The sequence below is a fragment of the Enterobacter cloacae complex sp. ESBL7 genome, assembly GCF_041679625.1.
Lineage (GTDB): Bacteria > Pseudomonadota > Gammaproteobacteria > Enterobacterales > Enterobacteriaceae > Enterobacter > Enterobacter asburiae_B.
The window spans coordinates 40,037-65,518 of the sequence record NZ_JBGORN010000014.1 but is presented as its reverse complement, the minus strand read 5'-3'; the positions used below and the strand labels follow the sequence as shown (position 1 = coordinate 65,518).

24 protein-coding genes are annotated in these 25,482 nt (G+C 57.9%); 6 read left to right on the top strand and 18 right to left on the bottom strand.

Going from position 1 to position 25,482, the window contains the following annotated elements:
• Nucleotides 1-40: 40 nt before the first annotated feature.
• Both rmuC and udp read right to left on the bottom strand, forming a co-directional pair.
• Nucleotides 41-1,498 carry a DNA recombination protein RmuC gene (gene rmuC, locus ACERY3_RS23755; protein ID WP_058841035.1) on the bottom strand — a complete coding sequence of 486 codons (1,458 nt, stop codon included), beginning with the start codon at nt 1,496-1,498 and terminating at the stop codon, nt 41-43.
• Nucleotides 1,499-1,637: 139 nt separating this feature from the next.
• Nucleotides 1,638-2,399: a uridine phosphorylase gene (gene udp, locus ACERY3_RS23750; RefSeq protein WP_003860792.1), complete on the bottom strand. Its 762-nt coding sequence runs from the start codon at nt 2,397-2,399 to the stop codon at nt 1,638-1,640.
• A 255-nt stretch (nt 2,400-2,654) separates the two neighbouring features.
• Between udp and ACERY3_RS23745 the strand changes: the two genes are divergently transcribed.
• Nucleotides 2,655-3,461: a dienelactone hydrolase family protein gene (locus tag ACERY3_RS23745; RefSeq protein ID WP_058841034.1), complete on the top strand. Its 807-nt coding sequence runs from the start codon at nt 2,655-2,657 to the stop codon at nt 3,459-3,461.
• 46 nt (nt 3,462-3,507) lie between these two features.
• On the opposite strand, the gene metE is transcribed toward ACERY3_RS23745, so the two are convergent.
• Nucleotides 3,508-5,769, bottom strand: a complete 2,262-nt coding sequence (gene metE / locus ACERY3_RS23740) for a 5-methyltetrahydropteroyltriglutamate--homocysteine S-methyltransferase (protein WP_047059127.1) — start codon at nt 5,767-5,769, stop codon at nt 3,508-3,510.
• Between the two features lie 115 nt (nt 5,770-5,884).
• On the opposite strand from metE, the gene metR reads away from it, so the two are divergent.
• The gene (gene metR / locus ACERY3_RS23735; RefSeq protein WP_023309616.1) at nt 5,885-6,838 is read left to right on the top strand and encodes an HTH-type transcriptional regulator MetR; all 954 of its coding nucleotides are present in this window, start codon (nt 5,885-5,887) and stop codon (nt 6,836-6,838) included.
• Here metR and ACERY3_RS23730 read toward each other — a convergent pair.
• From ACERY3_RS23730 to pldB, 3 genes are all read right to left on the bottom strand, one after another.
• Entirely contained in the window at nt 6,726-7,625 is a 900-nt protein-coding gene (locus ACERY3_RS23730) for a carboxylate/amino acid/amine transporter (RefSeq protein WP_058841033.1), read from the bottom strand. The genes metR and ACERY3_RS23730 overlap by 113 nt on opposite strands.
• A gap of 82 nt (nt 7,626-7,707) precedes the next feature.
• Nucleotides 7,708-8,508 (bottom strand): sugar/pyridoxal phosphate phosphatase YigL, encoded by an 801-nt coding sequence (gene yigL / locus ACERY3_RS23725; RefSeq protein WP_047652228.1) that lies wholly within the window; start codon nt 8,506-8,508, stop codon nt 7,708-7,710.
• 31 nt (nt 8,509-8,539) lie between these two features.
• Nucleotides 8,540-9,532, bottom strand: a complete 993-nt coding sequence (gene pldB / locus ACERY3_RS23720) for a lysophospholipase L2 (RefSeq protein ID WP_033146896.1) — start codon at nt 9,530-9,532, stop codon at nt 8,540-8,542.
• A 110-nt stretch (nt 9,533-9,642) separates the two neighbouring features.
• On the opposite strand from pldB, the gene rhtB reads away from it, so the two are divergent.
• Nucleotides 9,643-10,263, top strand: coding sequence for a homoserine/homoserine lactone efflux protein (gene rhtB / locus ACERY3_RS23715; RefSeq protein ID WP_008501533.1), 621 nt, complete (start codon nt 9,643-9,645; stop codon nt 10,261-10,263).
• Here rhtB and rhtC read toward each other — a convergent pair.
• The 3 genes from rhtC to pldA all read right to left on the bottom strand — a co-directional run bounded on the left by rhtC (nt 10,260) and on the right by pldA (nt 13,731).
• Nucleotides 10,260-10,880: a threonine export protein RhtC gene (gene rhtC, locus ACERY3_RS23710; RefSeq protein WP_025757538.1), complete on the bottom strand. Its 621-nt coding sequence runs from the start codon at nt 10,878-10,880 to the stop codon at nt 10,260-10,262. The genes rhtB and rhtC overlap by 4 nt on opposite strands.
• A 61-nt stretch (nt 10,881-10,941) precedes the next feature.
• Complete coding sequence (gene recQ, locus ACERY3_RS23705) at nt 10,942-12,771, bottom strand: ATP-dependent DNA helicase RecQ (protein WP_029741834.1); 1,830 nt, start codon at nt 12,769-12,771, stop codon at nt 10,942-10,944.
• A gap of 90 nt (nt 12,772-12,861) precedes the next feature.
• A complete protein-coding gene (gene pldA, locus ACERY3_RS23700; protein WP_023333803.1) occupies nt 12,862-13,731 on the bottom strand; it encodes a phospholipase A in 870 nt (289 codons plus the stop codon).
• 163 nt (nt 13,732-13,894) lie between these two features.
• Here pldA and yigI point away from each other — a divergent pair, with 163 nt between their 5' ends.
• The gene (gene yigI / locus ACERY3_RS23695; protein ID WP_008501538.1) at nt 13,895-14,362 is read left to right on the top strand and encodes an acyl-CoA thioesterase YigI; all 468 of its coding nucleotides are present in this window, start codon (nt 13,895-13,897) and stop codon (nt 14,360-14,362) included.
• 51 nt (nt 14,363-14,413) lie between these two features.
• Nucleotides 14,414-15,310, top strand: coding sequence for an EamA family transporter RarD (gene rarD / locus ACERY3_RS23690; RefSeq protein ID WP_023309622.1), 897 nt, complete (start codon nt 14,414-14,416; stop codon nt 15,308-15,310).
• Nucleotides 15,311-15,393: 83 nt separating this feature from the next.
• Here rarD and corA read toward each other — a convergent pair whose 3' ends face one another.
• The 8 genes from corA to ACERY3_RS23650 all read right to left on the bottom strand — a co-directional run bounded on the left by corA (nt 15,394) and on the right by ACERY3_RS23650 (nt 22,354).
• The gene (gene corA, locus ACERY3_RS23685) at nt 15,394-16,344 is read right to left on the bottom strand and encodes a magnesium/cobalt transporter CorA (RefSeq protein ID WP_008501540.1); all 951 of its coding nucleotides are present in this window, start codon (nt 16,342-16,344) and stop codon (nt 15,394-15,396) included.
• Between the two features lie 151 nt (nt 16,345-16,495).
• The gene (gene ysgD / locus ACERY3_RS23680) at nt 16,496-16,552 is read right to left on the bottom strand and encodes a YsgD/CorL family protein (RefSeq protein ID WP_212743980.1); all 57 of its coding nucleotides are present in this window, start codon (nt 16,550-16,552) and stop codon (nt 16,496-16,498) included.
• Nucleotides 16,553-16,701: 149 nt separating this feature from the next.
• Nucleotides 16,702-18,864: a DNA helicase II gene (gene uvrD, locus ACERY3_RS23675; protein WP_033146899.1), complete on the bottom strand. Its 2,163-nt coding sequence runs from the start codon at nt 18,862-18,864 to the stop codon at nt 16,702-16,704.
• Nucleotides 18,865-18,971: 107 nt separating this feature from the next.
• Nucleotides 18,972-19,688, bottom strand: a complete 717-nt coding sequence (yigB, locus tag ACERY3_RS23670) for a 5-amino-6-(5-phospho-D-ribitylamino)uracil phosphatase YigB (RefSeq protein ID WP_033146900.1) — start codon at nt 19,686-19,688, stop codon at nt 18,972-18,974.
• Nucleotides 19,688-20,590 (bottom strand): tyrosine recombinase XerC, encoded by a 903-nt coding sequence (gene xerC, locus ACERY3_RS23665; RefSeq protein WP_033146901.1) that lies wholly within the window; start codon nt 20,588-20,590, stop codon nt 19,688-19,690. The genes yigB and xerC overlap by 1 nt, the downstream gene beginning before the upstream one ends.
• Nucleotides 20,587-21,294, bottom strand: a complete 708-nt coding sequence (locus tag ACERY3_RS23660) for a DUF484 domain-containing protein (RefSeq protein WP_023309626.1) — start codon at nt 21,292-21,294, stop codon at nt 20,587-20,589. The genes xerC and ACERY3_RS23660 overlap by 4 nt, the downstream gene beginning before the upstream one ends.
• On the bottom strand, nt 21,291-22,115 hold the full coding sequence (gene dapF / locus ACERY3_RS23655) for a diaminopimelate epimerase (protein WP_008501545.1): 825 nt from the start codon (nt 22,113-22,115) through the stop codon (nt 21,291-21,293). Before dapF ends, ACERY3_RS23660 begins: the two co-directional genes overlap by 4 nt.
• 35 nt (nt 22,116-22,150) lie before the next feature.
• The gene (locus ACERY3_RS23650) at nt 22,151-22,354 is read right to left on the bottom strand and encodes a lipoprotein (RefSeq protein ID WP_014885650.1); all 204 of its coding nucleotides are present in this window, start codon (nt 22,352-22,354) and stop codon (nt 22,151-22,153) included.
• Nucleotides 22,355-22,489: 135 nt separating this feature from the next.
• On the opposite strand from ACERY3_RS23650, the gene cyaY reads away from it, so the two are divergent.
• Nucleotides 22,490-22,810: an iron donor protein CyaY gene (gene cyaY, locus ACERY3_RS23645; protein WP_023333807.1), complete on the top strand. Its 321-nt coding sequence runs from the start codon at nt 22,490-22,492 to the stop codon at nt 22,808-22,810.
• A gap of 95 nt (nt 22,811-22,905) precedes the next feature.
• Here cyaY and cyaA read toward each other — a convergent pair whose 3' ends face one another.
• Nucleotides 22,906-25,449, bottom strand: coding sequence for a class I adenylate cyclase (gene cyaA / locus ACERY3_RS23640; protein WP_023309629.1), 2,544 nt, complete (start codon nt 25,447-25,449; stop codon nt 22,906-22,908).
• Nucleotides 25,450-25,482: the final 33 nt, after the last annotated feature.

Below are 25,482 nucleotides of genomic sequence, written 5' to 3'. Positions count from 1 at the left end.
TTCGTGAAGTGTAACAGATTGGGCGCGTTTGCCCTACGTTTCAACCACCGCGAATGAAACGCGCTGGAGTCTCGTCTGGTGACAAATCCGCCGCTAACGTGTTGTCTTCACTGTTTGTATTTTGTTCATCCGAACCTTCTCGCAGGCGAAATTCGTCGTCCTGGGCGGTGGCCTGTTCGACCAATTCCGGATTAATCTCGCGTTTAACCTCAACCCCCAGGCTGCGGAATGATTCAGCCTGTGCCAGCAGATTGCCGCGTCCGGAGGCGAGTTTTTTCATCGCCTGGCGGTAGTTATCCTGCGCACGATCCAGGCTCTGCCCGACTGAAGACATGTCGTCCACGAAGAGGCGCATTTTGTCGTACAGCTTGCTGGCGCGATCGGCAATCTGCTGCGCGTTGCGGCTCTGGTGCTCATAGCGCCACAGGTTCGCAATGGTGCGTAACGCCACCAGCAGCGTGGTGGGGCTGACCAGCATAATGTTATTTTTGAGCGCTTCGGTGATAAGTTCAGGCTGTCTGTCGAGTGCCAGCAGGAACGCGGGTTCTACCGGGATGAACATCAGGACATAGTCCAGCGAGCGCAGACCCGGCAGCTGCTGGTAGTCTTTTCTGCCAAGCAGGCGAATATGATTACGCACGGAGGCAATGTGCTCCTGCAGCGCAGACTCGCGGGTGTAGTCATCGTCCGCATTAAAGTAGCGTTCATACGCCACCAACGTCATTTTGGCGTCAATCACCACATCTTTACCCTGCGGCAGCCGCACGATGACATCCGGCTGCATACGCGAGCGGGCATCGTTTTCGATACTCACCTGCGTTTCGTACTCGTATCCTTCGCGCAGACCAGAGGCCTCAAGCACGCGGGTCAGCACCACTTCTCCCCAGTTGCCCTGGGTTTTGTTATCCCCTTTCAGCGCGCGGGTCAGGTTGACCGCTTCCTGCGCCATTTGCGCATTCAGCTGCTGAAGATTGCGAATCTCATGCGCCAGCGTGTGCCGCTCGCGGGCTTCCTGACCAAAGCTGTCCTGCACCTGACGGCGAAAACCATCCAGCTGTTCGCGCAGCGGCGTCAGCAGGCTGTTCAGGCTCTGGCGGTTCTGTTCGTCAACGCGGCGGTTGCTGTGCTCAAAAATTCGGTTGGCGAGGTTCTCAAACTGTTCGCTGAGGCGCTGCTCGCTGTTGATCATCTGGCGGATTTTGTCTTCCGCATGCAGCTGGGTGGATTCAAGGCGGGTAGTGACTTCGCGGAGATCGGCCTCCAGCGAGGTGTTAATGTCTCGCAGGTTACGCAGCTCGTTGTTGAGCAGTTCGCACTCGTCGCGCCAGTGTTCGCTCAAAGCAAGCTGCTGTTTTGCCGCGCTTAAATCGGCGACCATCTCTTCTCGCTCGGCCAGCTGGTCGGCCTTCTGCTGCGCATGCTGGTAGCTGGAAATCAGCCAGCCAATCCCTAAGCCCACCAGCGCAATCACCGCGTAAATCAGGATCGAGATATCCACAATGCCCCCTGCATCAACGTATTACCCGCACAAAATAGAATTGTGCTGTATAAACGTCCAGTTTGAAAGGGTTTTCCTGCGAGGCGCTACGCAAAAAATAAAGGCCGAACGCGTCGGCCTTTGATTACAGAAGAGAGGATCAGATCAGGCGACGCGCTGCTTCCACCACGATTTTCACTGCATGACTTTCGGTCTGCTTCATGGTTTCGGCGTTCGGGATCTCCTGCTGGGTACGGTTGACGATAACGCCCGCCACCATACCGGCACGCAGACCCTGGCTTGCGCACATGGTCAGCAGCGTTGCGGATTCCATTTCGTAGTTCATCACGCCCATGGACTGCCACTCTTCCATTGAGCCTTTGAAACGGCTAACCACGCGGCCTGAGAAGGTGTCGTAACGCTCCTGGCCCGGGTAGAAGGTGTCGGAAGAGGCGGTGACGCCCACGTGGGTGGTTGCGCCCACGGATTTCGCGGCTTCAACCAGCGCGGTGGTGCATTCGAAATCAGCCACTGCCGGGAACTCCATCGGAGCAAAATGCAGGCTTGCGCCGTCCAGACGAACGGACGCGGTCGTGACCAGCACGTCTCCGACGTTGATGTGCGGCTGGATAGCGCCGGTGGTACCGATACGCAGGAAAGTACGAATGCCCAGCTGCGCCAGCTCTTCAACAGCAATAGAGGTAGACGGACCACCGATACCGGTAGAGCACACGATCACCGCTTTGCCATCCAGCTCTGCGCGCCAGGTGGTGAACTCACGATGGGCAGCCAGCTTGACCGGCTTATCCATCAGCGCGGCGATCTTTTCCACACGCTCAGGATCGCCAGGGACGATAGCGAGCGTAGCCCCTTGTAAATCGTTTTTGGTGAGGCCGAGATGAAAAACATCAGACTTAGACATAGGTGACTCCTCTGTGGGTCGGTTAGTCAGAAGAAGTAAAACGGTACTTTACAGAAGCAGTAAGCATATTTTCGTGACACACCTCACCATGAATGAAAATGATTACATTGAATTTCCATAAAAAAGTGATTCACATCACATTAACAAGTTATAACGCCAGGTGCTGCACAAAAGATAGACCGTTTAAGGCACTGTGAGTTGTTAACCTGGTGTCTATATTTACCTTTGCGCTAACTCATTGGTACGGAGAATGCCATGACTGAAAAAACCGGTTTTGCACCTGCTGCGGCCCCACATGCTTCAACCATCGTGTCGACGCCAGAAGCGGCAATTACCGCGGGCGAGACCTCCATTCCCTCGCAGGGGGAGAATATGCCTGCTTATCACGCACGGCCAAAATCGGCAGACGGTCCGCTGCCCATCGTGATTGTGATTCAGGAGATATTTGGTGTTCACGAACATATTCGCGACCTCTGCCGCCGGCTGGCGCTGGAAGGGTATCTGGCGGTTGCGCCAGAGCTCTACTTCCGTCAGGGCGATCCGAACGACTACAGCGATATTCCAACACTGCTCAGCAACCTGGTCAGTAAAGTCCCGGACGCGCAGGTGCTGGCCGATCTCGACCACGTCGCCAGCTGGGCGACGCGCAACGGCGGCGATCCGCATCGTCTGCTGGTCACGGGTTTCTGCTGGGGTGGACGCATTAGCTGGCTGTATGCCGCGCATAACCCGCAGCTCAAAGCCGCTGTCGCCTGGTACGGCAAACTGGTGGGTGAGAAAACGCTGAATTCACCGAAACATCCCGTCGATATCGCCACGGAGCTAAACGCCCCCGTGTTAGGGCTTTACGGCGGTCAGGACACCGGTATTTCGCTGGATTCGGTAGAGACTATGCGCCATGCGCTCCGTGCGGCCAATGCGAAGGCGGAGATCGTGGTGTATCCGGATGCCGGGCACGCGTTTAACGCCGATTATCGTCCGAGCTATCACGCAGAATCAGCCAAAGATGGCTGGCAAAGAATGCTGGCGTGGTTTAGCCAGTACGGCGGTAAGAAAGCGTAATAAAAAAAGCCCGGTGGCGGCTATGCCTTACCGGGCCTACGCATCATCAAGCCTGACGCAAGTTTTGCGCCGCCTTCACCATGTTCGCCAGCGCCGCGCGCGTCTCCGGCCAGCCGCGGGTTTTCAGTCCGCAGTCCGGGTTCACCCACAGGCGCTCTGCCGGAATGCGCTGGGCCGCTTTTTTCAGCAGGGCTTCAATCCACTCCACGCTCGGCACGTTCGGGGAGTGAATGTCATACACGCCCGGCCCGATTTCATTTGGGTAGTCGAACTCTTCAAACGACTCCAGCAGCTCCATGTCTGAACGCGAGGTCTCGATGGTGATCACGTCGGCATCCAGCGCGGCAATCGAATCCATGATGTCGTTGAATTCGCAGTAACACATGTGGGTGTGGATCTGGGTGTCGTCCTTCGCCACCGCGGCGCTGATGCGGAACGCCTCCACGCCCCACTGCAGGTAGGCATCCCAGTCGCTGCGGCGCAGCGGCAAGCCTTCGCGCAGGGCCGGTTCGTCAATCTGAATAATGCCAATGCCTGCCGCTTCCAGATCCGCCACCTCATCACGCAGCGCCAGGGCGATCTGTTTGGCAATGGTTTCACGAGTCACGTCTTCACGCGGGAACGACCAGCAGAGAATGGTCACCGGACCGGTGAGCATCCCTTTTACCGGCTTGTCGGTCAGGGACTGGGCATACTTCGCCCACTCCACGGTGATCGCTTCCGGGCGGCTGACGTCACCGATAACCACCGGCGGCTTCACGCAGCGTGAGCCGTAGCTCTGCACCCAGCCGTTCTGGGTAAAGACAAAGCCGTCCAGGTGCTCACCAAAATATTCCACCATGTCGTTACGCTCGGCCTCGCCGTGCACCAGCACGTCCAGCCCCAGGCGTTCCTGCTCGATAATCGCCTGCTTGATGTGTTCGGCGATGCCGGTGCGATAGTGATTCGCATCCAGATTGCCCTTCTTGAAGTCCAGACGCAGGCCGCGTATCTCCGTAGTTTGCGGGAAAGAGCCAATTGTGGTGGTCGGCCACGCGGGCAGATTAAAGCGGGCGCGCTGCGCTTCGGCGCGCACCTCGTAAGGGCTCTGCCGCTGGCTGTCCCGGGCGGTGATGGCCGCCAGGCGTTTTTCCACCGCCGGGTTGTGCACGCGCGCCGAGTGACGACGCGCCTGGATCGGGGCGCTCCATTCGGTAATCGCCGCCGTGTCGCCGCTGTTCAGCGCGTCGCGCAGCAGCGTCAGCTCTTCACATTTTTGCAGGGCGAAGGCAAACCAGCTTTTCACCTCGGCATCCAGACGGGTCTCTACGTTCAGATCGATCGGGCTGTGCAGCAGCGAACAGGACGAGGCCACCCACAGCTCACGTTTGCCGACGATGTCTTTGATTTGCGCGTATTTCTCGGTGAGATCGGCGCGCCAGACGTTACGGCCGTTGATCAGACCAGCGGAGAGCAGCCAGTCCGCTGGCAAACGCTTGTGCAGCTCCGCCACATCATCTTTACCGTGTACGAGGTCAACGTGCAGGCCCTGAACCGGCAGCGCGGTAATGGTCTTCAGGTTCGGCGTCACGCCTTCAAAATAGGTCGTCAGCAGGAGTTTTACCTGACCGGTGAGCGCGTCATACGCCGGTTTTAAGGCATCGAGCCAATCCTGCGGCAGCTCAAGCACCAGCGCCGGTTCGTCGATTTGCACCCACTGAATGCCGCGTTTGCCCAGCTCACTCAGCACCTGTTTGTAGACCGGCAGAATATCCTTCAGCAGGCTGAGTCGGTCAAACGGCTCGCCCTTTACTTTGCCCAGCCACAGGTACGTTACCGGCCCGAGCAGCACCGGCTTCACCTGGTGGCCCAGCGCCAGCGCTTCATCCACTTCGTCCAGAAGCTGCGTCCAGGCCAGCCTGAACTGCTGACCTTTGACGAACTCCGGCACCATATAGTGATAGTTGGTGTTAAACCACTTGGTCATTTCCGCCGCTGCCGCTGGCTCACCCGTCGGCGCGCGGCCACGGCCGATGCGGAACAGGGTATCGATATCTACCGATCCATCTTTGTTCTGATGACGAGCCGGCACGTTGCCAAGCAGCAGGCTGGTCGTCAGAACATGGTCGTACCAGGCGAAATCGCCCACCGGCAGCAGGTCAATGCCCGCCTGTTTTTGCTGATCCCAGTGGCGGGCGCGCAGCTCGCGTCCTACCGCCAGCAGTTCTTCACGGGTGGCATTACCCGCCCAGTAGCTTTCTTGCGCTTTTTTCAGCTCGCGACGCAGGCCGACGCGAGGGAAACCGAGAGTGTGATTGCGGATTGTCATGGTGTGCCCCTTGTGAAATTCGTTATTTAGACGTCCAGATGTTTACACTTCTATAATTGGCAGGTACTGTATATTCCTCAAGCGCAATATGTTCATGGCGAAGTGAAGGACTTTCATGATCGAGATTAAACACCTGAAAACGCTACAAGCGTTGCGGAACTGCGGTTCGCTCGCGGCGGCTGCGGCCACGCTGCACCAGACCCAGTCCGCCCTTTCTCACCAGTTCAGCGATCTGGAACAACGCCTCGGCTTCCGTCTTTTTGTGCGTAAGAGCCAGCCGCTACGCTTTACGCCGCAGGGTGAAATTCTTCTTCAGCTGGCGAATCAGGTACTGCCGCAAATCGCGAGCGCGCTGCAGGCGTGTAACGAACCGCAGCAGACCAAACTGCGCATCGCCATTGAGTGCCACAGCTGTATTCAGTGGCTGACCCCCGCGCTTGAAAACTTCCGCCAGAAGTGGCCGCAGGTGGAGATGGACTTCAAATCCGGCGTGACCTTTGACCCGCAGCCGTCGCTGCAGCAGGGCGAGCTGGATCTGGTCATGACCTCTGACATCCTGCCGCGCAGCGGCCTGCACTATTCGCCGATGTTTGATTATGAAGTGCGCCTGGTGCTGGCGCCGGACCACCCGCTGGCCGCCAAAACGCGCATCACGCCGGAAGACCTAGCGACAGAGACGCTGCTGATTTATCCGGTGCAGCGCAGCCGCCTGGATATCTGGCGCCACTTCCTGCAGCCGGCAGGCATTAGTCCGCAGCTGAAAAGCGTGGACAACACCCTGCTGCTGATTCAGATGGTGGCGGCCAGAATGGGTATCGCGGCGCTGCCGCACTGGGTGGTGGAGAGTTTTGAACGCCAGGGTCTGGTGCAGACCAAAACCCTGGGTGAAGGATTGTGGAGCCGACTGTACGCCGCCGTGCGCGATGGCGAACAGCGTCAGCCGATTACGGAGGCGTTTATTCGCTCAGCGCGGAACCACGCGTGCGACCATCTTCCGTTTGTGCGGAGCGCGGAGCGACCCATCGGCGATGGACCCACAGCGAAGCCAGGATCACCGCTCCCCCAATAAGGAAGCTCGGCCAGTGCGGCTGTTGCTGCCAGATGGCGAGGTTGACCAGCAGCCCTGCCGGGACATGCACGTTGTTCATGATCCCCAGCGTACCGGCGTCTACCTGCGTAGCGCCGTAGTTCCACATGAAGTACCCCAGCCCTGACGCCACTACGCCCAGCCAGACCAGAACGCCCCACTGCACGGCGGTGGTCGGCAGTTTTTGCGGGTTGCCGAGCATAAACCACGCCGCCACCGCGACAATCGCGGCGCCCATATAGAACCAGGCAAACGCGTTATGCTGCGGCATCGGACGGGTTTCCATCAGGCGTTTGTAGCCCACCATGCCGATGGCGAAGCTGATGTTGGCGAGCTGGACGAACATCAGCCCGGTCCAGAAGTGATCGCTGACTTTGTCATAGCGAATAATCGCCGCGCCGATCACCGCCAGCGCCGCGCTCAGCAGGTATCCCCAGCGCAGACGGCGTCTGCTGAGCAGGTCGTAAATCAGCGTGATATAGAGCGGCGTCAGCACGGTAAAGAGCAGGAATTCGGAGACGGACAGGTAGACGTAGGCCCGGAAGCTGAACAGATACATGATGCCGAGCTGCATCGCCCCCACCAGCATATACAGCACAATCGTTTTCAGCGATTGCCCGCGCGTGCGCAGAAACGGCAGGAATACCAGCGCCGCCAGCCCCACGCGCATCAGCACCGAGAAGTAGCTGTCGACCGAACCGGCAAGGTATTCGCCAATCAGGCTAAAGGAGAAGGCCCACAGGATAGTGGTGATAATGAGTAGCGCCACAATGCTTGTCTCTCAGAAAGAAGGAGAGGCATTGTAGCGAACTCTTTAGTTGACAACTGAGCAATAAACAATCGAATGAAGATTATTCAAGGAACAGTTTACGCAGATACTTCGGTACCGCGTTGTCAGCGTTAGAACCAATCACTTCCAGCTCAGGGTGCAGATCCTTCAGGCGCTGGTGCGCGTTCTGCATGATGCAGCCCTTGCCCGCCATCGAAAGCATCTCGGCGTCGTTCATGCCGTCACCGAAGGCGATACAGTCTTTCAGCCCGAAGCCGAGACGTTTCGCAACCGCTTCCAGCGCGTGACCTTTGGAGACGCCACCCGCCATTACTTCCAGACAGGTCAGGGTTGAGAAGCTCACGTTGACGCGATCGCCCCAGCGGGCGTTGATCGCCTGTTCCAGCGGGAGCAGCTCTTCGTGGCTGTCACAGGTGAAGAACACCTTGCTGATCCCTTCCGGCTCCAGCAGGCCCGGTTCGTAGAGGGAGTAGTTGAATACCGCTTCCTTGAAGAAACGCATTTCATCCGGGCGGTGGCGGTTCATGAACCAGTCGTCGTCGCGGTAAACGTTAGTAACGATAGCCGGATTGCTATGCACCACGCCGAACAGATCGGCGGCGATATCGCGATCCAGGTTGTGGGTAAAGATCAGGTTGCCGTCGGTATCATGCACGCGCGCACCGTTGGAGGTGATCATGTACGATTTGATCTCAAGATTATCGCGGATCTGCCCCACGTCCACGTGGTGGCGGCCGGTGGCGAACACAAAGTTCACGCCACGGGCAGTCAGGAGTTTTAAGGTCTCTTTCGCGTAAGGCGACAGGGTGTGGTCGGGGGAAAGCAGCGTGCCATCTAAATCAGATGCAACAACCTGGTACATAGGGATTTCAACCTCTGGTGGAAAACAAGAATCAATTATGCCTGTTGAAAAATTCAACAATGGCGTTAAGCGCGACTGAGCGCATAGCGTCCTTTTCAAAAAGGATCTCATGGAACGCGCCGTTAATGACCAGCGGTTTACCCCCTTCACAAGGGTGACCGGCTGCAGCGCGCAGTTCACAATAGCGGTCATGCATGCGGTTATCCACCACACGCTCTTCTTCCGCCTGGATCAGAAGCGTCGGCGTGTCATCATCGCCTACGCCCGCCAGCACCTGCTCACCGGCCAGAATCCCCTCCCGCACCCAGTGCCAGGTCGGGCCGCCGACGCGCAAGCGCGGTTCATCGGCATAAAAGCGCAGGTTGCGGCGATAACGCTGCCGGCTGTGGGTTAAGACGTTGATGGCGAACGGCAGCGCGCGCCAGCGTCCTGTGCCAATGGCGTAACCTTCACGAATGCGCTGATGGCCCTCAGCCCAGTCAAGAAGATGGCGCACCATCCAGTCAGGAAAACGGATCACGATACCGTACATCGGCGCGGTGAGCGCAATGGCGTCGCACTGGTGCGCGTAACGCTGCAAAAACAGCGTCGAAATGGCGCCGCCCATGGAGTGCGCAAGAATATACCGCTTGCGCCAGGGGCCGGGCTGAACGTCCTGCTGCCAGAACGCGGCAAAATCGTCGACGTAATCGCTGAAGCGATCGACGTGCCCACGGTGCGTGTCCGGCAGCATACGTCCGGACAGCCCCTGTCCACGATGGTCGATGATCAGGACATCGAACCCCATATGGACCAAGTCATAGGCCAGCTCGGCATATTTAACGTAGCTTTCAATACGCCCAGGGCAGACCACTATCACCCGGTCATTTTTTTCATTTCGGAAACGAACGAAACGCACCGGGACGCCCCCGATGCCCGTAAACTCATCTTCCTCACGCTGCCGCCAGAAATCGGTCAGCGGCCCCATAGAGAAAGCAGCAAAAGCGTTTTCTCGTGTTTCCCAGTCCTTTTTCTGCTGAAACATTGGGTTTCCACTCACGTAATCCAGGGAATATCGTTTTTTTCGTCACCGGTCACAAAATGACTCAATAATAGCGTATTGTGGCATAAAAATAGACGGTTCGGGAGTTTCAAATGACCTTCGAATGGTGGTTCGCCTACCTGCTGACATCCATTATCCTCAGCCTTTCTCCGGGTTCGGGTGCCATTAACACCATGACCACCTCCATCAACCACGGCTATCGCGGTGCGGCGGCGTCGATTGCCGGTTTGCAGACCGGGCTGGGCATTCATATTGTGCTGGTCGGGATCGGTCTGGGGACCCTGTTCTCCCGCTCCGTGCTGGCCTTTGAGGTGCTGAAATGGGCCGGGGCAGCGTATTTGATTTGGCTCGGCATCCAGCAGTGGCGCGCGGCAGGCTCCATCAACCTGAATACGCTCGCTCAGACGCAAAACCGCGGCCATCTGTTTAAGCGCGCGGTGTTCGTCAACCTGACCAACCCGAAGAGCATCGTTTTCCTCGCCGCGCTGTTCCCGCAGTTTATCGTTCCGCATCAGCCCCAGGTGATGCAGTACGTGGTGCTCGGCGCGACCACCATTATCGTCGACATCATCGTGATGATTGGTTACGCGACGCTGGCGCAGCGAATTGCGGCGTGGATTAAAGGGCCTAAGCAGATGAAGGCCCTGAATAAAGTCTTTGGTTCGCTGTTTATGCTGGTTGGCGCGCTGCTTGCGTCAGCGCGTCACGCTTAGCGAGAAATGATGAGATGAATGCCGAAGCCGGCGAACAGCGCGCCGGCGAAGCCGTCAATCCACTTCGCGATACGCTGGTAGCCGCGGCGCATTGCCGGTAAGGCGAACAGGCTGGCTACGATGGTAAACCAAGCAAAGGTTTCAACGACGATCAGCAGGAAGATGCCCCAGCGTGCGCCCGCACCGACGCTATCGCCGACAAACAGCGAGAACACCGAGCCGAAATAGATAATCGCTTTTGGGTTCGCCAGATTGGTCAGCAGCCCTTTTACAAAGCTGCGGCCGCCCGTTGCCAGCTCCACCTTTGGCTCTTGCGGTTTTTTCTCTTCTTTCTTCAACGCCCCGCGCAGCATCTGGTAGCCCATCCAGCACAGGTACAGCCCGCCGCCGACCATAATGATGTTATGCAGCCAGGCCATCTTCGCCAGGATAAGGTTCAGACCGAGCAGCGCAACGGCCGCCCAGACCATAACGCCCATGGTGATACCGAGCACGCCCATCATCGCCTCTTTGCGGGAGCGGCTGACGGCCGTTTGTGATACGAAGAAAAAGTCCGGGCCGGGGCTCATCAGCGCAACGATGTGCACTAACGCCACGGTGAGAAATAGCATTAACATAATTAGCTCGCGGGGAAATAATTTAGTGAGTCATCATCCTGGCACTTTTTCGCCCGGCTGACTACTCCTCATCATCACCGTCGGCGTGAGAGCGGATGAGCGCCATAAACTCTTTACCGAAGCGCTCCAGCTTGCGCGTTCCCACGCCGTTGACGCTGAGCATTTCGCTGGCGCTGAGCGGCATCTGCTCGGCCATCTCAATCAGCGTCGCGTCGTTGAACACCACGTAAGGCGGGATGTTTTCTTCGTCGGCGATGGCCTTACGCAGCTTGCGCAGTTTGGCGAACAGCTTGCGGTCGTAGTTGCCGCCGTAGGATTTCTGCATCACGCGTGGCTTCAGGGCGATGACGCGCGGCACGGCGAGCTTGAGTTCAACGTCACCGCGCAGGACCGGACGCGCCGCCTCGGTCAGCTGCAGGGCGGAGTGCTGGGCAATGTTCTGCGTGGCGAAGCCGAGGTGGATCAGCTGGCGAATGATACTCACCCAGTGTTCGTGGCTCTGCTCCTTGCCAATACCGTAGACCGGCAGCTTGTCGTGGCCCATATCGCGGATACGCTGGTTATTGGCCCCGCGCAGCACCTCCACCACGTAGCCCATCCCGAAGCGTTGATTCACACGGTAAATGGTCGAGAGCGCTTTACGCGCGTCCATCAGGCCATCGTACTGTTTCGGCGGATCGAGGCAGATATCGCAGTTGCCGCACGGCTCCTGGCGGCCTTCACCAAAGTAGTTGAGCAGTACCAGACGGCGGCAGGTTTGCGCTTCGGCAAACGCGCCCATCGCGTTGAGCTTGTGGCGCTCGATATCCTGCAGCTGTCCCTGCGGCTTCTCTTCCAGACAGCGGCGCAGCCACGCCATATCGGCCGGATCGTAAAACAGCATCGCTTCCGCAGGCAGACCGTCACGCCCGGCGCGGCCGGTTTCCTGATAGTAGGATTCGATATTGCGCGGGATGTCGAAGTGCACCACAAAGCGCACGTTGGGCTTGTTGATCCCCATCCCAAACGCCACCGTTGCGACCACGATCTGCAGGTCGTCACGCTGGAATTTCTCCTGCACGTCGGCGCGGATGTGGTTCTCTAATCCGGCGTGATAGGCGGCGGCGCTAAAGCCGCGGTTTTGCAGACGCGCGGCGGTGTCTTCCACCTTCGCACGGCTGTTACAGTAGATGATGCCGGACTTGCCGCGCTGCTCCTGGACGTAGCGTAGGAGCTGATCCAGCGGCTTGAATTTTTCCATCAGCATATAGCGGATGTTAGGGCGGTCGAAGCTGCTGACCTGAATATAGGGGTCGTTCAGCCCGAGCAGACGAACGATGTCCAGACGGGTGGTGTCATCCGCCGTGGCGGTAAGCGCCATAAACGGCAGCTCGGGGAAGCGCTGACGCAGCTGGCCGAGAGCGGCGTATTCCGGGCGGAAATCGTGCCCCCACTGGGAAATACAGTGCGCTTCATCCACCGCCAGCAGGACCGGGTTCCAGTGCGCCAGGTGATCGAGGAAGTTATCCAGCATCAGGCGTTCCGGCGCGATATACAGCAGGCGGATCTGCCCGGTACGACAACCGGCCATCACCTCTTGCTGCTGCTCCCGGGTTTGGGTCGAGTTGAGACAGGCCGCCGCCACGCCGTTGGCGAGCAGCTGGTCAACCTGGTCTTTCATCAGAGAAATAAGGGGGGATACCACGACCGTCAGGCCGTTAAGCACCAGCGCGGGCACCTGATAACAGAGGGACTTGCCGCCACCGGTCGGCATCACCACCAGGCAATCACGACCTTCCAGCACCGTTTCAATGATGGTTTCCTGGCCGGGGCGGAACTGCTGGTAGCCAAAGGTTTCATGCAAAACCTGTTTAGCCAGCGACTCCTGATTCAATACTTCCGCCTGCGCCACGTTAACCCCATATGCCAGAAATGAAACAGGCGCTATTTTCAGCGCCTGAGAGAGAAACTTCAACGTTTAACGCAAAAACATTCGAACAGCCTAGAGAATATCGTTCAGCATCACGCCCACGCCGACGCGGGTCTGGTTGAAGTTGTAATCGATAAGCGACTCGCCGTAACCGCTGTACACCTGCGTATAGATACGGACATGCTTCGTCATTGGATAGCTTAAGCCCACTTCCGCACCGCCGTAGCCGGTGTTCCAGTTGTACTGGCCTTTGGCGCTGAGCACGGCATCACCCAACTGATAGCCGACTTTGAGCTGGTAGTAGCCCATATATTTGGTGATATCCGGGTTGTCATCGGTTTCGCCCACCACATACCATGGCTTCACTTCCACCATCCAGTTACCGTTCTGCGCCATCAGACGCGTATAGGCACGGTTCCAACTGCGCGAGGTAGGATCAGAGCGACCGTTGGAATCGTGGTTAAAGCCCACTTCGACGTCACGAAGCGTCCAGCCCGCAAACTCATAATCCGTTGCAAAACCGAGGAACAGCTGCGGCTCATAGTTGGTTTCACGGAACGGCGAGGACTCTCCGCTGTTAGAGAGCTGCCACCAGGATTTCTGCGTGTAAGACGCCCCGAGCACCGAGTTCGGCCCCAGAATACCGCGCCAGAACGGGAACGCCAGGCTGAGCTGGAACTTCACCTCATCTTTACGCGCATTATCAGACCAGTTATAGGAGCTTATCGCCTCTTTGTTAAGATCGCTGGTCTGGGTGTAAATCACGTAGTTGGTGTCATACGGATAGAGCGTGAACGGATTGTCATGCTCCTGAAGAAGGTTCGCGATAATGCTACCGTGAACGGCAGGTTTATCATGCACCTCTTTGATCGTCGCTTCCTGCGCATATGCTGTGAGGGGCAGCGCAACCGCCGCCAGTAACCAGGCCAGATACGTCCGCATCGGTGGTGTTCTCCTGCAAAAGAGTAAAATTAGCTGAATAGTTATGTGGCGAACATTCTACAGACTTCTGCGACAACTGCTGCATCCTCGTTTCTGAAAGTGGAATTCCTTGTTGCTGAGGCATAAAATCAACATTTCGTTAACAATAAGGATGTGATGCCTCATGTCAGCCATGCTTACCGCCGAAGAAGTGTTAAAACTCGTGGGCGAGATTTTTGTTTACCATATGCCGTTTAACCGCGCGCTGGGACTGGAGCTGGAGCGTTACGAGAAAGATTTTGCCCAGCTGAGCTTCAACAACCAGCCGATGATGGTGGGTAACTGGGCGCAAAGCATTTTGCACGGCGGCGTGATTGCCTCCGCGCTGGACGTGGCGGCAGGTCTGGTCTGCGTGGGCAGCACGCTGACCCGCCATGACACCATCAACGAAGACGAACTCCGCCAGCGTCTGGCGCGCATGGGCACCATTGATTTGCGCGTCGACTATCTTCGCCCGGGGCGCGGAAATCGCTTTACCTGTACCAGCAGCCTGCTGCGCGCGGGAAATAAAGTTGCCGTGGCGCGCGTTGAATTACACAACGAAGAGCAGGTGTATATCGCCAGCGCAACCGCCACTTATATGGTGGGTTGAGGCGGAAAAATCGGGTAAAATTAATTCACTTTTTTGTAACGGATTTTCCCGATGGATGCTAAACAGACGCGGCAGGGCGTTTTACTCGCCCTTGCCGCTTATTTTATTTGGGGTATCGCCCCGGCGTATTTCAAGCTTATCGCCTACGTTCCGGCCGATGAGATCCTGACTCACCGCGTTATCTGGTCATTCTTCTTTATGATTGCACTGATGAGCCTCAGCCGTCAGTGGTCGGGCGTCAAAACGCTGCTGCAAACCCCGAAAAAGATTTTCCTGCTGGCGCTCTCCGCGGTGCTGATTGGCGGCAACTGGCTGCTGTTTATCTGGGCGGTGAATAACCATCACATGCTCGAAGCGAGCCTGGGGTACTTCATTAACCCGCTGGTGAATATCGTGCTGGGGATGATTTTCCTCGGTGAGCGCTTCCGCCGGATGCAGTGGGTGGCGGTGATTCTGGCCTTCTGCGGCGTACTGGTGCAGCTCTGGACCTTCGGCTCGCTGCCGATTATTGCCCTCGGCCTGGCGTTCAGCTTTGCGTTCTACGGCCTGGTGCGTAAGAAGATTGCGGTGGAAGCGCAGACGGGGATGCTGTTTGAAACCCTGTGGCTGCTGCCCGTGGCGGCGATTTATCTCTTCGGCATCGCCGACAGCGCCACCAGCCATATGGGCAGCAACCCGTGGTCGCTGAACCTGATGCTGATGGCGGCGGGCGTGGTGACCACCATTCCACTGCTGTGCTTCACCGGTGCCGCGACGCGCCTGCGTCTCTCCACGCTGGGCTTCTTCCAGTACATTGGCCCGACGCTGATGTTCCTGCTGGCGGTGGTGTTCTACGGTGAGGTGCCGGGGGCGGATAAGATGGTGACGTTCGCCTTTATCTGGGTGGCGCTGGCAATCTTTGTTGCGGATGCGATTTATACCCAGCGCAGGGTGCGCAAAGGGTTGTGATGTTGCCCTCACCCTAACCCTCTCCCACTGGGAGAGGGAATTCGATCGTAGGGCGGGTTAGCGAAGCGCCACCCGCCAGATTTTTACAGCCAGTTCCGGCGCTTAAAGTACAGATACGGCGCCAGCCCCGCGAGGATCATGAAGATAATCGCCCCCGGGTAGCCAAAACTCCACTTCAGCTCCGGCATAAACTCAAAGTTCATCCCGTAGCTGGACGCCACCAGCGTCGGCGGCAGGAACACCACGGACACCACCGAGAAGATCTTGATGATGCGGTTCTGCTCGATGTTGATAAAGCCCATCGCCGCCTGCATCAGGAAGTTCACCTTCTGGAACAGAGATTCGTTGTGCGGCAGCAGGGATTCGATATCGCGTAAGATCTCACGCGCCTGCTCCAGCTGACCGCCCGGCAGACGCGCCTTGCGCACCAGGAAGTTCAGCGCGCGCTGGGTATCCATCAGACACAAGCGCACCTTCCAGCCGATATCTTCCAGCTCCGCCAGCGTGGAGAGCGCTTCGTCGTATTCATCGCCCTGATGGCCTTCCATGATCACGCGGCTCAGCTTTTCCAGATCGCTGTAGATGTTTTCAATTTCGTCCGCCAGCTGTTCAATTTTGGTCTCGAACAGATCGAGCAGCAGCTCGTAAGCGTTACCGTCCACCATTGCCTGGCTGCGGGCGCGCATGCGGTAGAGGCGGAATGCCGGCAGCTCGCGCTCGCGCAGGGTAAACAGACGGCCGTCGCGAATGGTAAACGCCACGGTGGAGTTACCCGCGTGGTCTTCCGCATCTTCAAAGAAGAAGAAGGAGTGAATATGCAGACCGTCTTCGTCTTCAAAAAAACGCGCGGATGCTTCGATGTCTTCCAGTTCCGGGCGGGTTGCCAGGCTTTGCCCCAGTTCAGATTGTACGCGAAGGCGTTCATCGTCGTCCGGCTCGACCAGATCCACCCATACGGCATCAATGAGGGGCTGTGACTCTTCGGCTTCAAGCCGAGTCAGTCGGTTATTTTCGAGTTGAAATGCGCTCAACATGACCGGGACTCCCAATGCAAAAAATATCGGACAGTTCGGTGGGCACACAGAAACAAATTGGGTTTCAGACCATTAAACAGCCTGACTCAGCGCGACGGGAATAATGCAGGTCGCTGACAACCACTAAGGCCATCAGCAAGAGGAGATAGCCTTAGGAGTTGTTCCTGGATGACAGGGAATTGAGCCAGTATCTACTGGGTGTGTCCAAGGCGAATGTCCTCTTAGCGTAATCGTGCGCGCATGTTACGCCAGCTATAACTGTGGCGTCAACACGCAACGGAACGCTGAAGGGCATTAATTGACCTTCGCTGTATAAGGCTAGCAGATTATTACAAAATAATGATATTTTTCTGAATGTTAGACTGTTTCCAGCTTCGCATAGGCCGCCACCAGCCATTTGATCCCCTGCCCCTGGAACGCCACCTGCAGACGGCTGTGCTCGCCGCTGCCTTCCAGATTCACAATGGTGCCTTCGCCAAACTTCGAATGGCGCACGCGCTGGCCTAGCTTGTAGCCGGTGTCGGTTTCCGCAATCGGCGAGCCCATGCGCTGATGGCTGACCGGACGGCTGATGCTCGCCCGCAGACGCACCTCTTCCACGCACTCTTCCGGCAGTTCGCCTATAAAGCGCGATGGACGGTGATAAACCTCTTTGCCGTACAGACGGCGGGTTTCGGCGTAGGTTAGCGTCAGCTTTTGCATCGCGCGCGTCACGCCCACGTAGGCCAGACGACGCTCCTCTTCCAGACGTCCGCCTTCATCCAGCGACATCTGGCTCGGGAACATCCCCTCTTCCATCCCGACAATAAACACCTGCGGGAACTCCAGGCCTTTGGCGGAGTGCAGGGTCATCAGTTGAACCGCATCCTGCCAGGTGTCCGCCTGCCCTTCACCCGCTTCCAGCGCGGCGTGGGAGAGGAACGCCTGCAGCGGCATCAGATCTTCGTCTTCTTCGTTGTAGCTGAACTGGCGCGTTGCCGTGACCAGTTCCTCTAAGTTCTCAATACGGGTCTGGCCCTTCTCGCCTTTCTCCTGCTCGTACATGGTTCTCAGGCCGGAGTCTTTAATCACCCGGTCGGTCTGCACGTGCAGCGGCATGTCGGCGGTTTCCTGCGCCAGAGCGTCAATCAGCTCAAGGAAGCGCTGTAATGCGCTGGCGGCACGTCCGGCGAGCGCTTTTTCCTGCAGCAGCTCGCGGCACGCCTGCCACAGCGTCAGCTGGCGATCGCGCGAGGCCTGACGCACAACGTCCAGCGTGCGGTCGCCAATCCCGCGGGTCGGCGTATTGACCACGCGTTCAAACGCCGCGTCGTCGTTACGGTTCGCAATGAGGCGCAGATACGACAGCGCATCTTTGATTTCCTGGCGCTCGAAGAAGCGCATGCCGCCATAAATGCGGTACGGCATGCTCACCTGCAGCAGCGCCTCTTCCAGCACGCGCGACTGGGCGTTGCTGCGGTAGAGAATGGCGCACTGCTCCAGCGCGCCGCCGTTGTCCTGCCAGGTTTTGATGCGGTTCACCACGAAGCGGGCTTCGTCGAGCTCGTTGAAGGCGCAGTAAATCGAAATCGGTTCGCCGTCGACGCCGTCGGTCCACAGCTTTTTACCCAGACGCCCGTTGTTGTTTTCAATCAGGGCGTTGGCCGCGCTCAGGATGTTGCTGGTTGAACGGTAGTTCTGCTCCAGACGGATGGTTTCCGCGCCGGGGAAATCGTTGAGGAAGCGCTGGATATTTTCTACCTGCGCCCCGCGCCAGCCGTAGATCGACTGGTCATCATCGCCCACGATCATCACCTTGCCGGTATCACCGGCCAGCAGGCGGATCCACGCGTACTGGATGTTGTTGGTATCCTGGAATTCGTCCACCAGGATATTGGTGAAGCGTTCGCGGTAGTGCTGCAGGATGTGCGGCTTGTTGAGCCACAGCTCGTGGGCGCGCAGCAGCAGCTCGGCGAAATCCACCAGACCGGCGCGATCGCACGCTTCCTGATAGGCCTTGTAAACGTTCTGCCAGGTCTGCTCGACCGGGTTGCCGAAGCTCTGAATGTGGTGCGGGCGCAGCCCCTCGTCCTTCTGGCCGTTGATGTACCACATCGCCTGACGCGGCGGCCACTGCTTCTCGTCGAGGTTCATCGCCTTGATCAGGCGCTTCAGCAAGCGGAGCTGGTCTTCGCTGTCGAGGATCTGGAAATCCTGCGGCAGGTTGGCGTCCATATGGTGCGCGCGCAGCAGGCGGTGCGCCAGGCCGTGGAAGGTGCCAACCCACATGCCGCCCTGGCTGGTGCCCATCAGCTGAGCGATACGGTGGCGCATCTCTGCTGCCGCCTTGTTGGTAAACGTCACCGCCATGATGGAGTACGGGGAGCAGTTCTCCACGCTCTGCAGCCAGGCGATACGGTGAACCAGCACGCGCGTCTTACCACTGCCCGCCCCAGCCAGCACCAGCATGTTGGTGCGCGAGGCGGCAACCGCGTCACGCTGTTTGTCATTAAGGCTGTCGAGCAGGTAAGAAACGTCCATTGGCACCGTCACATAGTATTCAGGAACACAGCGAAGCGCCCGGTGGCGCTTCGCTTACCGGGCCTACAACTGCAAACCCCTGGTAATTTATACAATATTACTGGTGATTATATCAGCGTCGTGAGGGATGCCAACCGTGAAATTTCCACGTGCGGCAGAAGACGGCTGTCGGTTGCGGTCATCAGCTCCGCATTTTCCGGCTTGATCCAGCAGGCCTGCATCCCGCAGCGAATAGCACCGGCCACGTCCGTGGTCAGGTCATCCCCCACGTGCAGAATGTTACCCAGCGGCAGGTTAAGCTTATCCGCCGCCAGATGGTACATATCATTAAACGGCTTCGCGCGCCCGTGCGGGCCCGCGCGCAGCACAAATTCAAAGTAATCGCTGAGGCCAAACAGCTCGGGCTGGGCATTGCCGTTGGTGATGGCCACCAGCGGCCACTTTTCGGCAAGCTTCGCCAGCGTGTCGTGGGTCTCCTGCGGCACGTCGATACGACTGCGCCATTTGGCAAAGTTTTCCATGGCCGCTTCGGCACCGATGGCCGCGTCCTGCGCGCTCAGGCCGGCATTAAGCATCGCCTGCTCAACCGCACGACGACGCCATTCGGTCACGTCGTGGTAAATGTCCGGCTCGGTCTCCCGCAGGGACTGACGCAGCTTCTGAAAGTCCTTGTTCTGTATCGCTTTCAGCGCGGGATGGTAGTTCTGCACAAACGCCAGCGACTCCTGCTCGGTACGCAGGATCACCTCGCGGTTGTCGTAAAGGGTGTCATCAAGGTCAAACGTCAGGGCCGAGATCTGACCAAGTGGGCGGTAAAAACGCATTATTTCCCCCGTTTGGCGCGTGGATGCGCCGCGTCATACACCGAGGCAAGGTGTTGGAAGTCTAAGTGGGTATAGATTTGTGTGGTCGACAGGTTCGCGTGGCCAAGCAGTTCCTGCACGCCGCGCAGATCGCCGCTCGACTCAAGCATGTGTGTCGCAAAGGAGTGGCGCAGCTTGTGCGGATGAACGTGGCTGTTCAGCCCCTGCTTAATGCCCCACTCCGCAAAGCGCTTCTGCACGTTACGCGCCGAGATCCGTTTGCCGAGCTTCGACAGGAACAGCGCATCCTCTTCGCTGCCAAACAGCCCGCGCAGGTCAAGCCAGTGCTCAATCCAGGAAACCGCATTGCGGCCAATCGGCAGGCGGCGCTCTTTGCTGCCCTTGCCCATCACCCACACTTCACCGGACTCCAGATCGAGGTGTTTGATATCAAGATTAACCAGCTCGGACAGACGCAGCCCGGCACCGTACATCACCTCCAGCATCGCGCGGTCGCGCACGGCGAGCGGATCGTTAAGGTCGATATCCAGCAGGCGGTTTACGTCGTCAACGTCGATATTTTTAGGCAGATGGCGCGGCGCTTTCGGCGTGGCGATCCCCTTTGCCGGGTTGGCTTTTAAGCCCCCCTGGCTGACCAGCCAGTCGAAGAAACTGCGCAGCGCTGAGAGCCTGAGCGCCAGGCTTGCCGGGCTGAGATTTTTTTTACGGCTACGCACGACGAACCCGCGTACCGTCGCAGCGTCACATTGTTGCCAGCTTTTCAGGCCGATTTCGTCGGCGATCTGCATGATGGCATCAAGCTGACGCTGGTAGTTAAGCAGGGTAATGGGGCTAAGCTGACGCTCCACGCCCAGATAGCGCAGAAAGCGCGAGACGTCAGTGGCGAGCAGTCCGTCCATCATACGCGCTCAATCCAGCGCTCCAGCAGCTCGGGCAGCATCAGGGCGATCTCCTGCAGCAGGTGCGTGGCTTGCCCCTGCTCATAGTGATGCGCATCGCGGCTGGTAAATAACATGACTCCCAGATCGCCATCGCGCCCCATCAGCGACATCGCCACCGAGCCAATCGCTTTGGCTTCCGGTAACACCACCAGCAGCTCAGGCCCGTTCAGCGGCCCCAGATAGTGGTGCTCATGGCCCAGACGCTGAATGCGCAGCGGTTCAAACGCCTGACGGCTGAGCGCCAGATGGGTGAACCCCGACGGTGCGCCAATGCGCCAGCGGTCCGGGAACAGGCGAATCGTCGCGCCCGCCAGCCCAAGCTCACGAGCCCAGCGGTGGAAGCGGCTGAGGAACTCGTCAAGACTGTGCGCCGACGCCAGACGCGCCTGCAGGTGCAGCAGACGATAGAACAGGCTTTCGTTGGTGCTGGCCTGCTCCATCAGCAGCGTCATATTCTCTTCAAGCTGATTGATGTGGTTGCGCGAGCGCGCCATGTGCCATTCGACCAGCGACACGGTCCCGCGAACCGGATGCGGCACGCGCATCTCTTCGACGACGCGTGCATTACGAATAAAAAACTCAGGATTGCGCAGCAGATAATCAACAACAGCTCTGTCGTCCAGTTCCGTCACTGTTTCCTGCAGTTCTTCCCCTGGTTGTTTCATAGATGGATAAACCCGTCATAGACATGTGCCGCCGGGCCAGTCATATACAGTGGATGACCCGGTCCTTTCCAGGCGATATCAAGCCGACCGCCCGGTAATTCCACGCGAACCTCTTCAGCCAGTAACCCCTGAGAGATGCCAACGGCCACCGCAGCACAGGCGCCGCTTCCGCAGGCCTGAGTCTCGCCCGCGCCGCGCTCGTAAACCCGCAGGCGAATGTGCTCGCGCTTCACCACCTGCATAAAGCCGATGTTCGCGCGCTCCGGAAAACGTTCATGGCTTTCCAGCACCGGGCCGAGCGTTTCGACCGCGGCGGTTTCCACATCATCAACCTGAATCACGCAGTGTGGGTTACCCATTGAGACGACGCCGCACAATACTGTCTGCTCGGCCGCACGCATAATATAGGTCTTTTCCGCTTTGTTTGCGCGAAACGGCACGACGGAGGGCTCGAAGTTAGGCTCGCCCATGTTCACGCGCACCAGCTCATCATCGGTCACGCTGAGCACCATGCGGCCATTGGCCGTGCTGACGCGAATATCACGCTTGTTGGTCAGCCCTTTCAGGCGGACAAAGCGGGCAAAACAGCGCGCGCCGTTGCCGCACTGGTTAACTTCGCTACCGTCCGCGTTAAAAATACGGTAGTGGAAATCGAGGTCGGGATCGTACGGTGGCTCAACCACCAGCAGCTGATCGAACCCCACGCCCAGATGCCGATCCGCCAGGCGACGGATCAGTTCCGGGGAGAAAAACACATTCTGCGTTACCGCGTCGACGACCATAAAATCGTTGCCAAGGCCATGCATTTTAGAGAACTGCATCATTTGCTCCATTGCGCGGGTACAGAACGTTGTCGTCAGAGATTAACCTGAGTCGGGCCACCGTTGTCGCCACGATCGTTAGTATTTGGCGTGGTGGACTCAATGCCGCTTTGCACGGGTTTCGTCGGCGGCGGCGCGGTTTTATCCGCAGGTGGGAAGTACAGTGGTCCCTTCAGTCCGCAGCCAGTCAGGCTAAACAGCGTGATGAGAACGGCAAGCGTTCGGAAAGCGTTTTTCATTATAAAGTTGCCCGTAAGTTCAAATCTGTTTCTATCATCGCAGGAGAAGACACAAAAGCAAGAGTTTGCCGCTTTCCTGCAACGGGAATTATTTAGGGTTATACTGCCGGCATCACGAAAAACAGGAACAAAACCATGAACGACAGTGAATTCCATCGCCTTGCCGACAACCTGTGGATGACCATCGAAGAGCGTCTTGACGACTGGGACGGCGACAGCGATATCGATTGTGAAATCAACGGCGGCATTCTGACCCTGAGCTTCGAAAATGGCAGCAAAATTATTATTAACCGCCAGGAGCCGCTTCACCAGGTCTGGCTGGCCGCGAAACAGGGCGGCTATCATTTCGATCTGAAGGACGGGGAATGGGTTTGCGACCGCAGCGGCGTACCGTTCTGGGATCTGCTGGAACAGGCGGCGACCGCGCAGGCGGGTGAGGCTGTGAGTTTCAGGTAGTTTTGTTGCCGGGTGGCGCTGCGCTTACCCGGCCTACGGGTTCGAGCTGTTGTAGGCCCGGTAAGGCGTAGCCGCCACCGGGCGAGCGAAAAGGCTCAGGAGAAATACTGCTGCAACAGCGGCGCGGTGTCCTGATTGGCAGGCGCGGCAGGCGTTACGGCCTGGGTACGGAACGGGATCACCTGCGTACGTCCGTCGACGTTCACAATCTGGTAGAACTGCGGCAGGTTAAAGTTGATAAAGCTTGAGCCATAGGTGAAACGGTCGTGCGAAGAGGAGTAGAAGCGGCTGACGTCGCGCACCAGCTCCTCTTTACTGCCTTCACAGTGGTGATACACCTCGGCGCGGTTGGTTTCATCCAGAATGTAGATGTTGAACCCGGCATCGTCGCCCGACTCTTCAAAGAAGAACTGAATAATCCCTTCGCTGGCGAATCCGTCCACCACCTGCGGCAGCTTAACGTGGTTGGTTTCCACCTGCACCGACAGGCCATGCAGCTTGTTGTGTGAAATCGCGCCGTAGAACTCGATGGCGTTTTCCAGCTTCTGTACCGACACGTTCAGGCGTTCGAAGAACAGGCCCCAGGTCTGACCGGAAACGCGCAGCGCTTTAAAGCGTCCGGTTTCCTGACGGGTACTGGAGAGACGCAGTTCGATACACTCAGAAACCAGCTGCTGCACGCGGGTACGAATTAAACCGCGCAGGTGCTGGCTGTAGCAGAACACCTCAACGCTGTCCGGCGGTGCGGCATCCTGGTGCATCTTGCCGAGAATCGTTTTCAGCGCTTCGATCATCGCCTGCTCGCCGTTGAAATGCAGGGTACGCACTTCGTTCCACGAGTTGCGGTACAGCAGATCCACGCTGCCTACCAGGCAGTTTTGCTGCTCGCCAAAGCTGAAGACGTCCAGCTTGCGGAAGTCAAAGTGAACCACCTGATTGCGGAAGGCTGCCGTCGGGTCGTATTCCAGGTTGACGATAATCGCCAGATGGCGAATTTCGCACGGGCTGTAGAGCGCTTTCGGCGTTGGGGCGGGCAGACGCAGCGGGAAGTGGTGCGACACATCCGCGACCATCTCCTGCAGCTTAGCGAGATCAACCACCTCGTTGCCTTTGATAAACAGGCGCGTGCGCGAGGTCAGCAGGCCGTTAAACCAGGCCCAGGCCACAAGCTTGTTCAGGTAGCGGTTATACTCCAGCGGCTGATGGCTGATGATTGAGTCCATGCTTGGCGCACGGTTATACAGATACCACCCGGTGCGGTTTGCGCGGCCCGGCGGCACGTAGATAAAGGTCAGGTTCGGTTCTGACAGGTCTGGCGAAATCTGCGGGTTAACCAGGGTGACTTTGCCCGGCAGCGCTTCAAACGCGGCGTACAGCTTACGGGTTAATACCCCGATGTCCTGCGGGCTGGCGGAAACGCTGAGGTTGTTACGGCGCGCAAAGCGGATCAGGTTACGGTAGCTTTGCATCATCGCATCGAGCAGTTCGTTGTGCGCTTCACGCACCTGATCGATTTTCCAGTTGGCCCGGTTGTCGAGCATGGACAGACGCGCTTCGTCCCATCCCCACTCTTTCACTAACTGACTGACCACTTCACGACGCCAGCCCACGCAGGCGCGCTCGCGGCTCAATTTCTCACAGACTTTGAGATAGAAACATCGACGCACCAGGTCAAGACGCGTGGTGTCATCAATGGCTTTCAGGTATTCGGTCACGCGCTCCAGCATCATGCAGTAAGCATCCAGCCCGAAGGAGACGATCTCCCCGTCGTGCAGACGCTGCTTGATATCTTTCGCCAGCAGGCGCGGCGTAGGGTATTCCCAGGAATAGGCTTCCAGCAGCAGCGTTTTCAGCACCGCTTTGTACGGTGAGTCGATACTTTTATAGAGCTGCCAGAGGCTTGCGCCAAAGTACTCTTCGGCTGACAGAGAGCTGAGGCCGCCAAGATCCAGCCATTCGTTTGGCGTCAGTACGCCCTGCGCGTAAAGCGACATGACGTAGTCATCGTAATGCTCTTCTTCTTCGCAAGGGACCATATTCCACAGAATACGCTTCCCGGCCAGACGCACAGCAGTACGGTAAAATTCATCCAGCAGTAAGATGTGCTGAGTCGAGCCGCAGTCCTCACCACCCAGACTGCCGCTTTCGTTATGGCGGAAACGGTTTTCATCAATCAGGAAAAAGCTTACTTCCACGCCGAGCGAGGCCGCCCAGCTCTCCAGCAGGCTGCACTTGCGTTGCAGCAGCTGACGCTCGTCGTTATCGAGCCATGACTGATGGCAGACCCAGATGTCCAGGTCCGAAGAACAGCTTTGCCCTACCGATGAGGTGCTCCCCATAGAGTAAACGCCGGTAATCGGCAGTTCACCTTTTGGAGACTCCTGTGGCGGCATGCCGCGGTAGAGTTCCAGTTCGTTGAGGTAATGCTGTTGGGTTTCATCAGGCGTGAAAAGGCAAATGCCCTGGGGAACGTTACCGTCAAGGTAGCCAGGCATCAGCGGATGGTGATAGTGCAATAATGTCGGCAGCAGACTGTATACCTGCTGGAAAGCAGGGCCCATGGCAGCAAGCGCGCGATCCACACGCAGTTGATTAATGGCATCCAGTCTCTGTTTCAGAGTCTCAATATAGAGGTACAAGACGTATCGCCTGATGTTTCCGGGTGTCGCAAG

Bases quoted from the DNA above. Each gene is read 5' to 3' on its own strand.
- rarD (WP_023309622.1), top strand. From the start codon at position 14,414: ATGGATGCTAAACAGACGCGGCAGGGCGTTTTACTCGCCCTTGCCGCT.
- yigB (WP_033146900.1), bottom strand. From the start codon at position 19,688: ATGCGTTTTTACCGCCCACTTGGTCAGATCTCGGCCCTGACGTTTGAC.
- rhtB (WP_008501533.1), top strand. From the start codon at position 9,643: ATGACCTTCGAATGGTGGTTCGCCTACCTGCTGACATCCATTATCCTC.
- ACERY3_RS23660 (WP_023309626.1), bottom strand. From the start codon at position 21,294: ATGAAACAACCAGGGGAAGAACTGCAGGAAACAGTGACGGAACTGGAC.
- xerC (WP_033146901.1), bottom strand. From the start codon at position 20,590: ATGATGGACGGACTGCTCGCCACTGACGTCTCGCGCTTTCTGCGCTAT.
- corA (WP_008501540.1), bottom strand. From the start codon at position 16,344: ATGTTGAGCGCATTTCAACTCGAAAATAACCGACTGACTCGGCTTGAA.
- ACERY3_RS23650 (WP_014885650.1), bottom strand. From the start codon at position 22,354: ATGAAAAACGCTTTCCGAACGCTTGCCGTTCTCATCACGCTGTTTAGC.
- udp (WP_003860792.1), bottom strand. From the start codon at position 2,399: ATGTCTAAGTCTGATGTTTTTCATCTCGGCCTCACCAAAAACGATTTA.
- pldA (WP_023333803.1), bottom strand. From the start codon at position 13,731: ATGCGGACGTATCTGGCCTGGTTACTGGCGGCGGTTGCGCTGCCCCTC.
- pldB (WP_033146896.1), bottom strand. From the start codon at position 9,532: ATGTTTCAGCAGAAAAAGGACTGGGAAACACGAGAAAACGCTTTTGCT.
- rhtC (WP_025757538.1), bottom strand. From the start codon at position 10,880: ATGTTAATGCTATTTCTCACCGTGGCGTTAGTGCACATCGTTGCGCTG.
- yigI (WP_008501538.1), top strand. From the start codon at position 13,895: ATGTCAGCCATGCTTACCGCCGAAGAAGTGTTAAAACTCGTGGGCGAG.
- uvrD (WP_033146899.1), bottom strand. From the start codon at position 18,864: ATGGACGTTTCTTACCTGCTCGACAGCCTTAATGACAAACAGCGTGAC.
- dapF (WP_008501545.1), bottom strand. From the start codon at position 22,115: ATGCAGTTCTCTAAAATGCATGGCCTTGGCAACGATTTTATGGTCGTC.
- ACERY3_RS23745 (WP_058841034.1), top strand. From the start codon at position 2,655: ATGACTGAAAAAACCGGTTTTGCACCTGCTGCGGCCCCACATGCTTCA.
- metR (WP_023309616.1), top strand. From the start codon at position 5,885: ATGATCGAGATTAAACACCTGAAAACGCTACAAGCGTTGCGGAACTGC.
- yigL (WP_047652228.1), bottom strand. From the start codon at position 8,508: ATGTACCAGGTTGTTGCATCTGATTTAGATGGCACGCTGCTTTCCCCC.
- cyaY (WP_023333807.1), top strand. From the start codon at position 22,490: ATGAACGACAGTGAATTCCATCGCCTTGCCGACAACCTGTGGATGACC.
- metE (WP_047059127.1), bottom strand. From the start codon at position 5,769: ATGACAATCCGCAATCACACTCTCGGTTTCCCTCGCGTCGGCCTGCGT.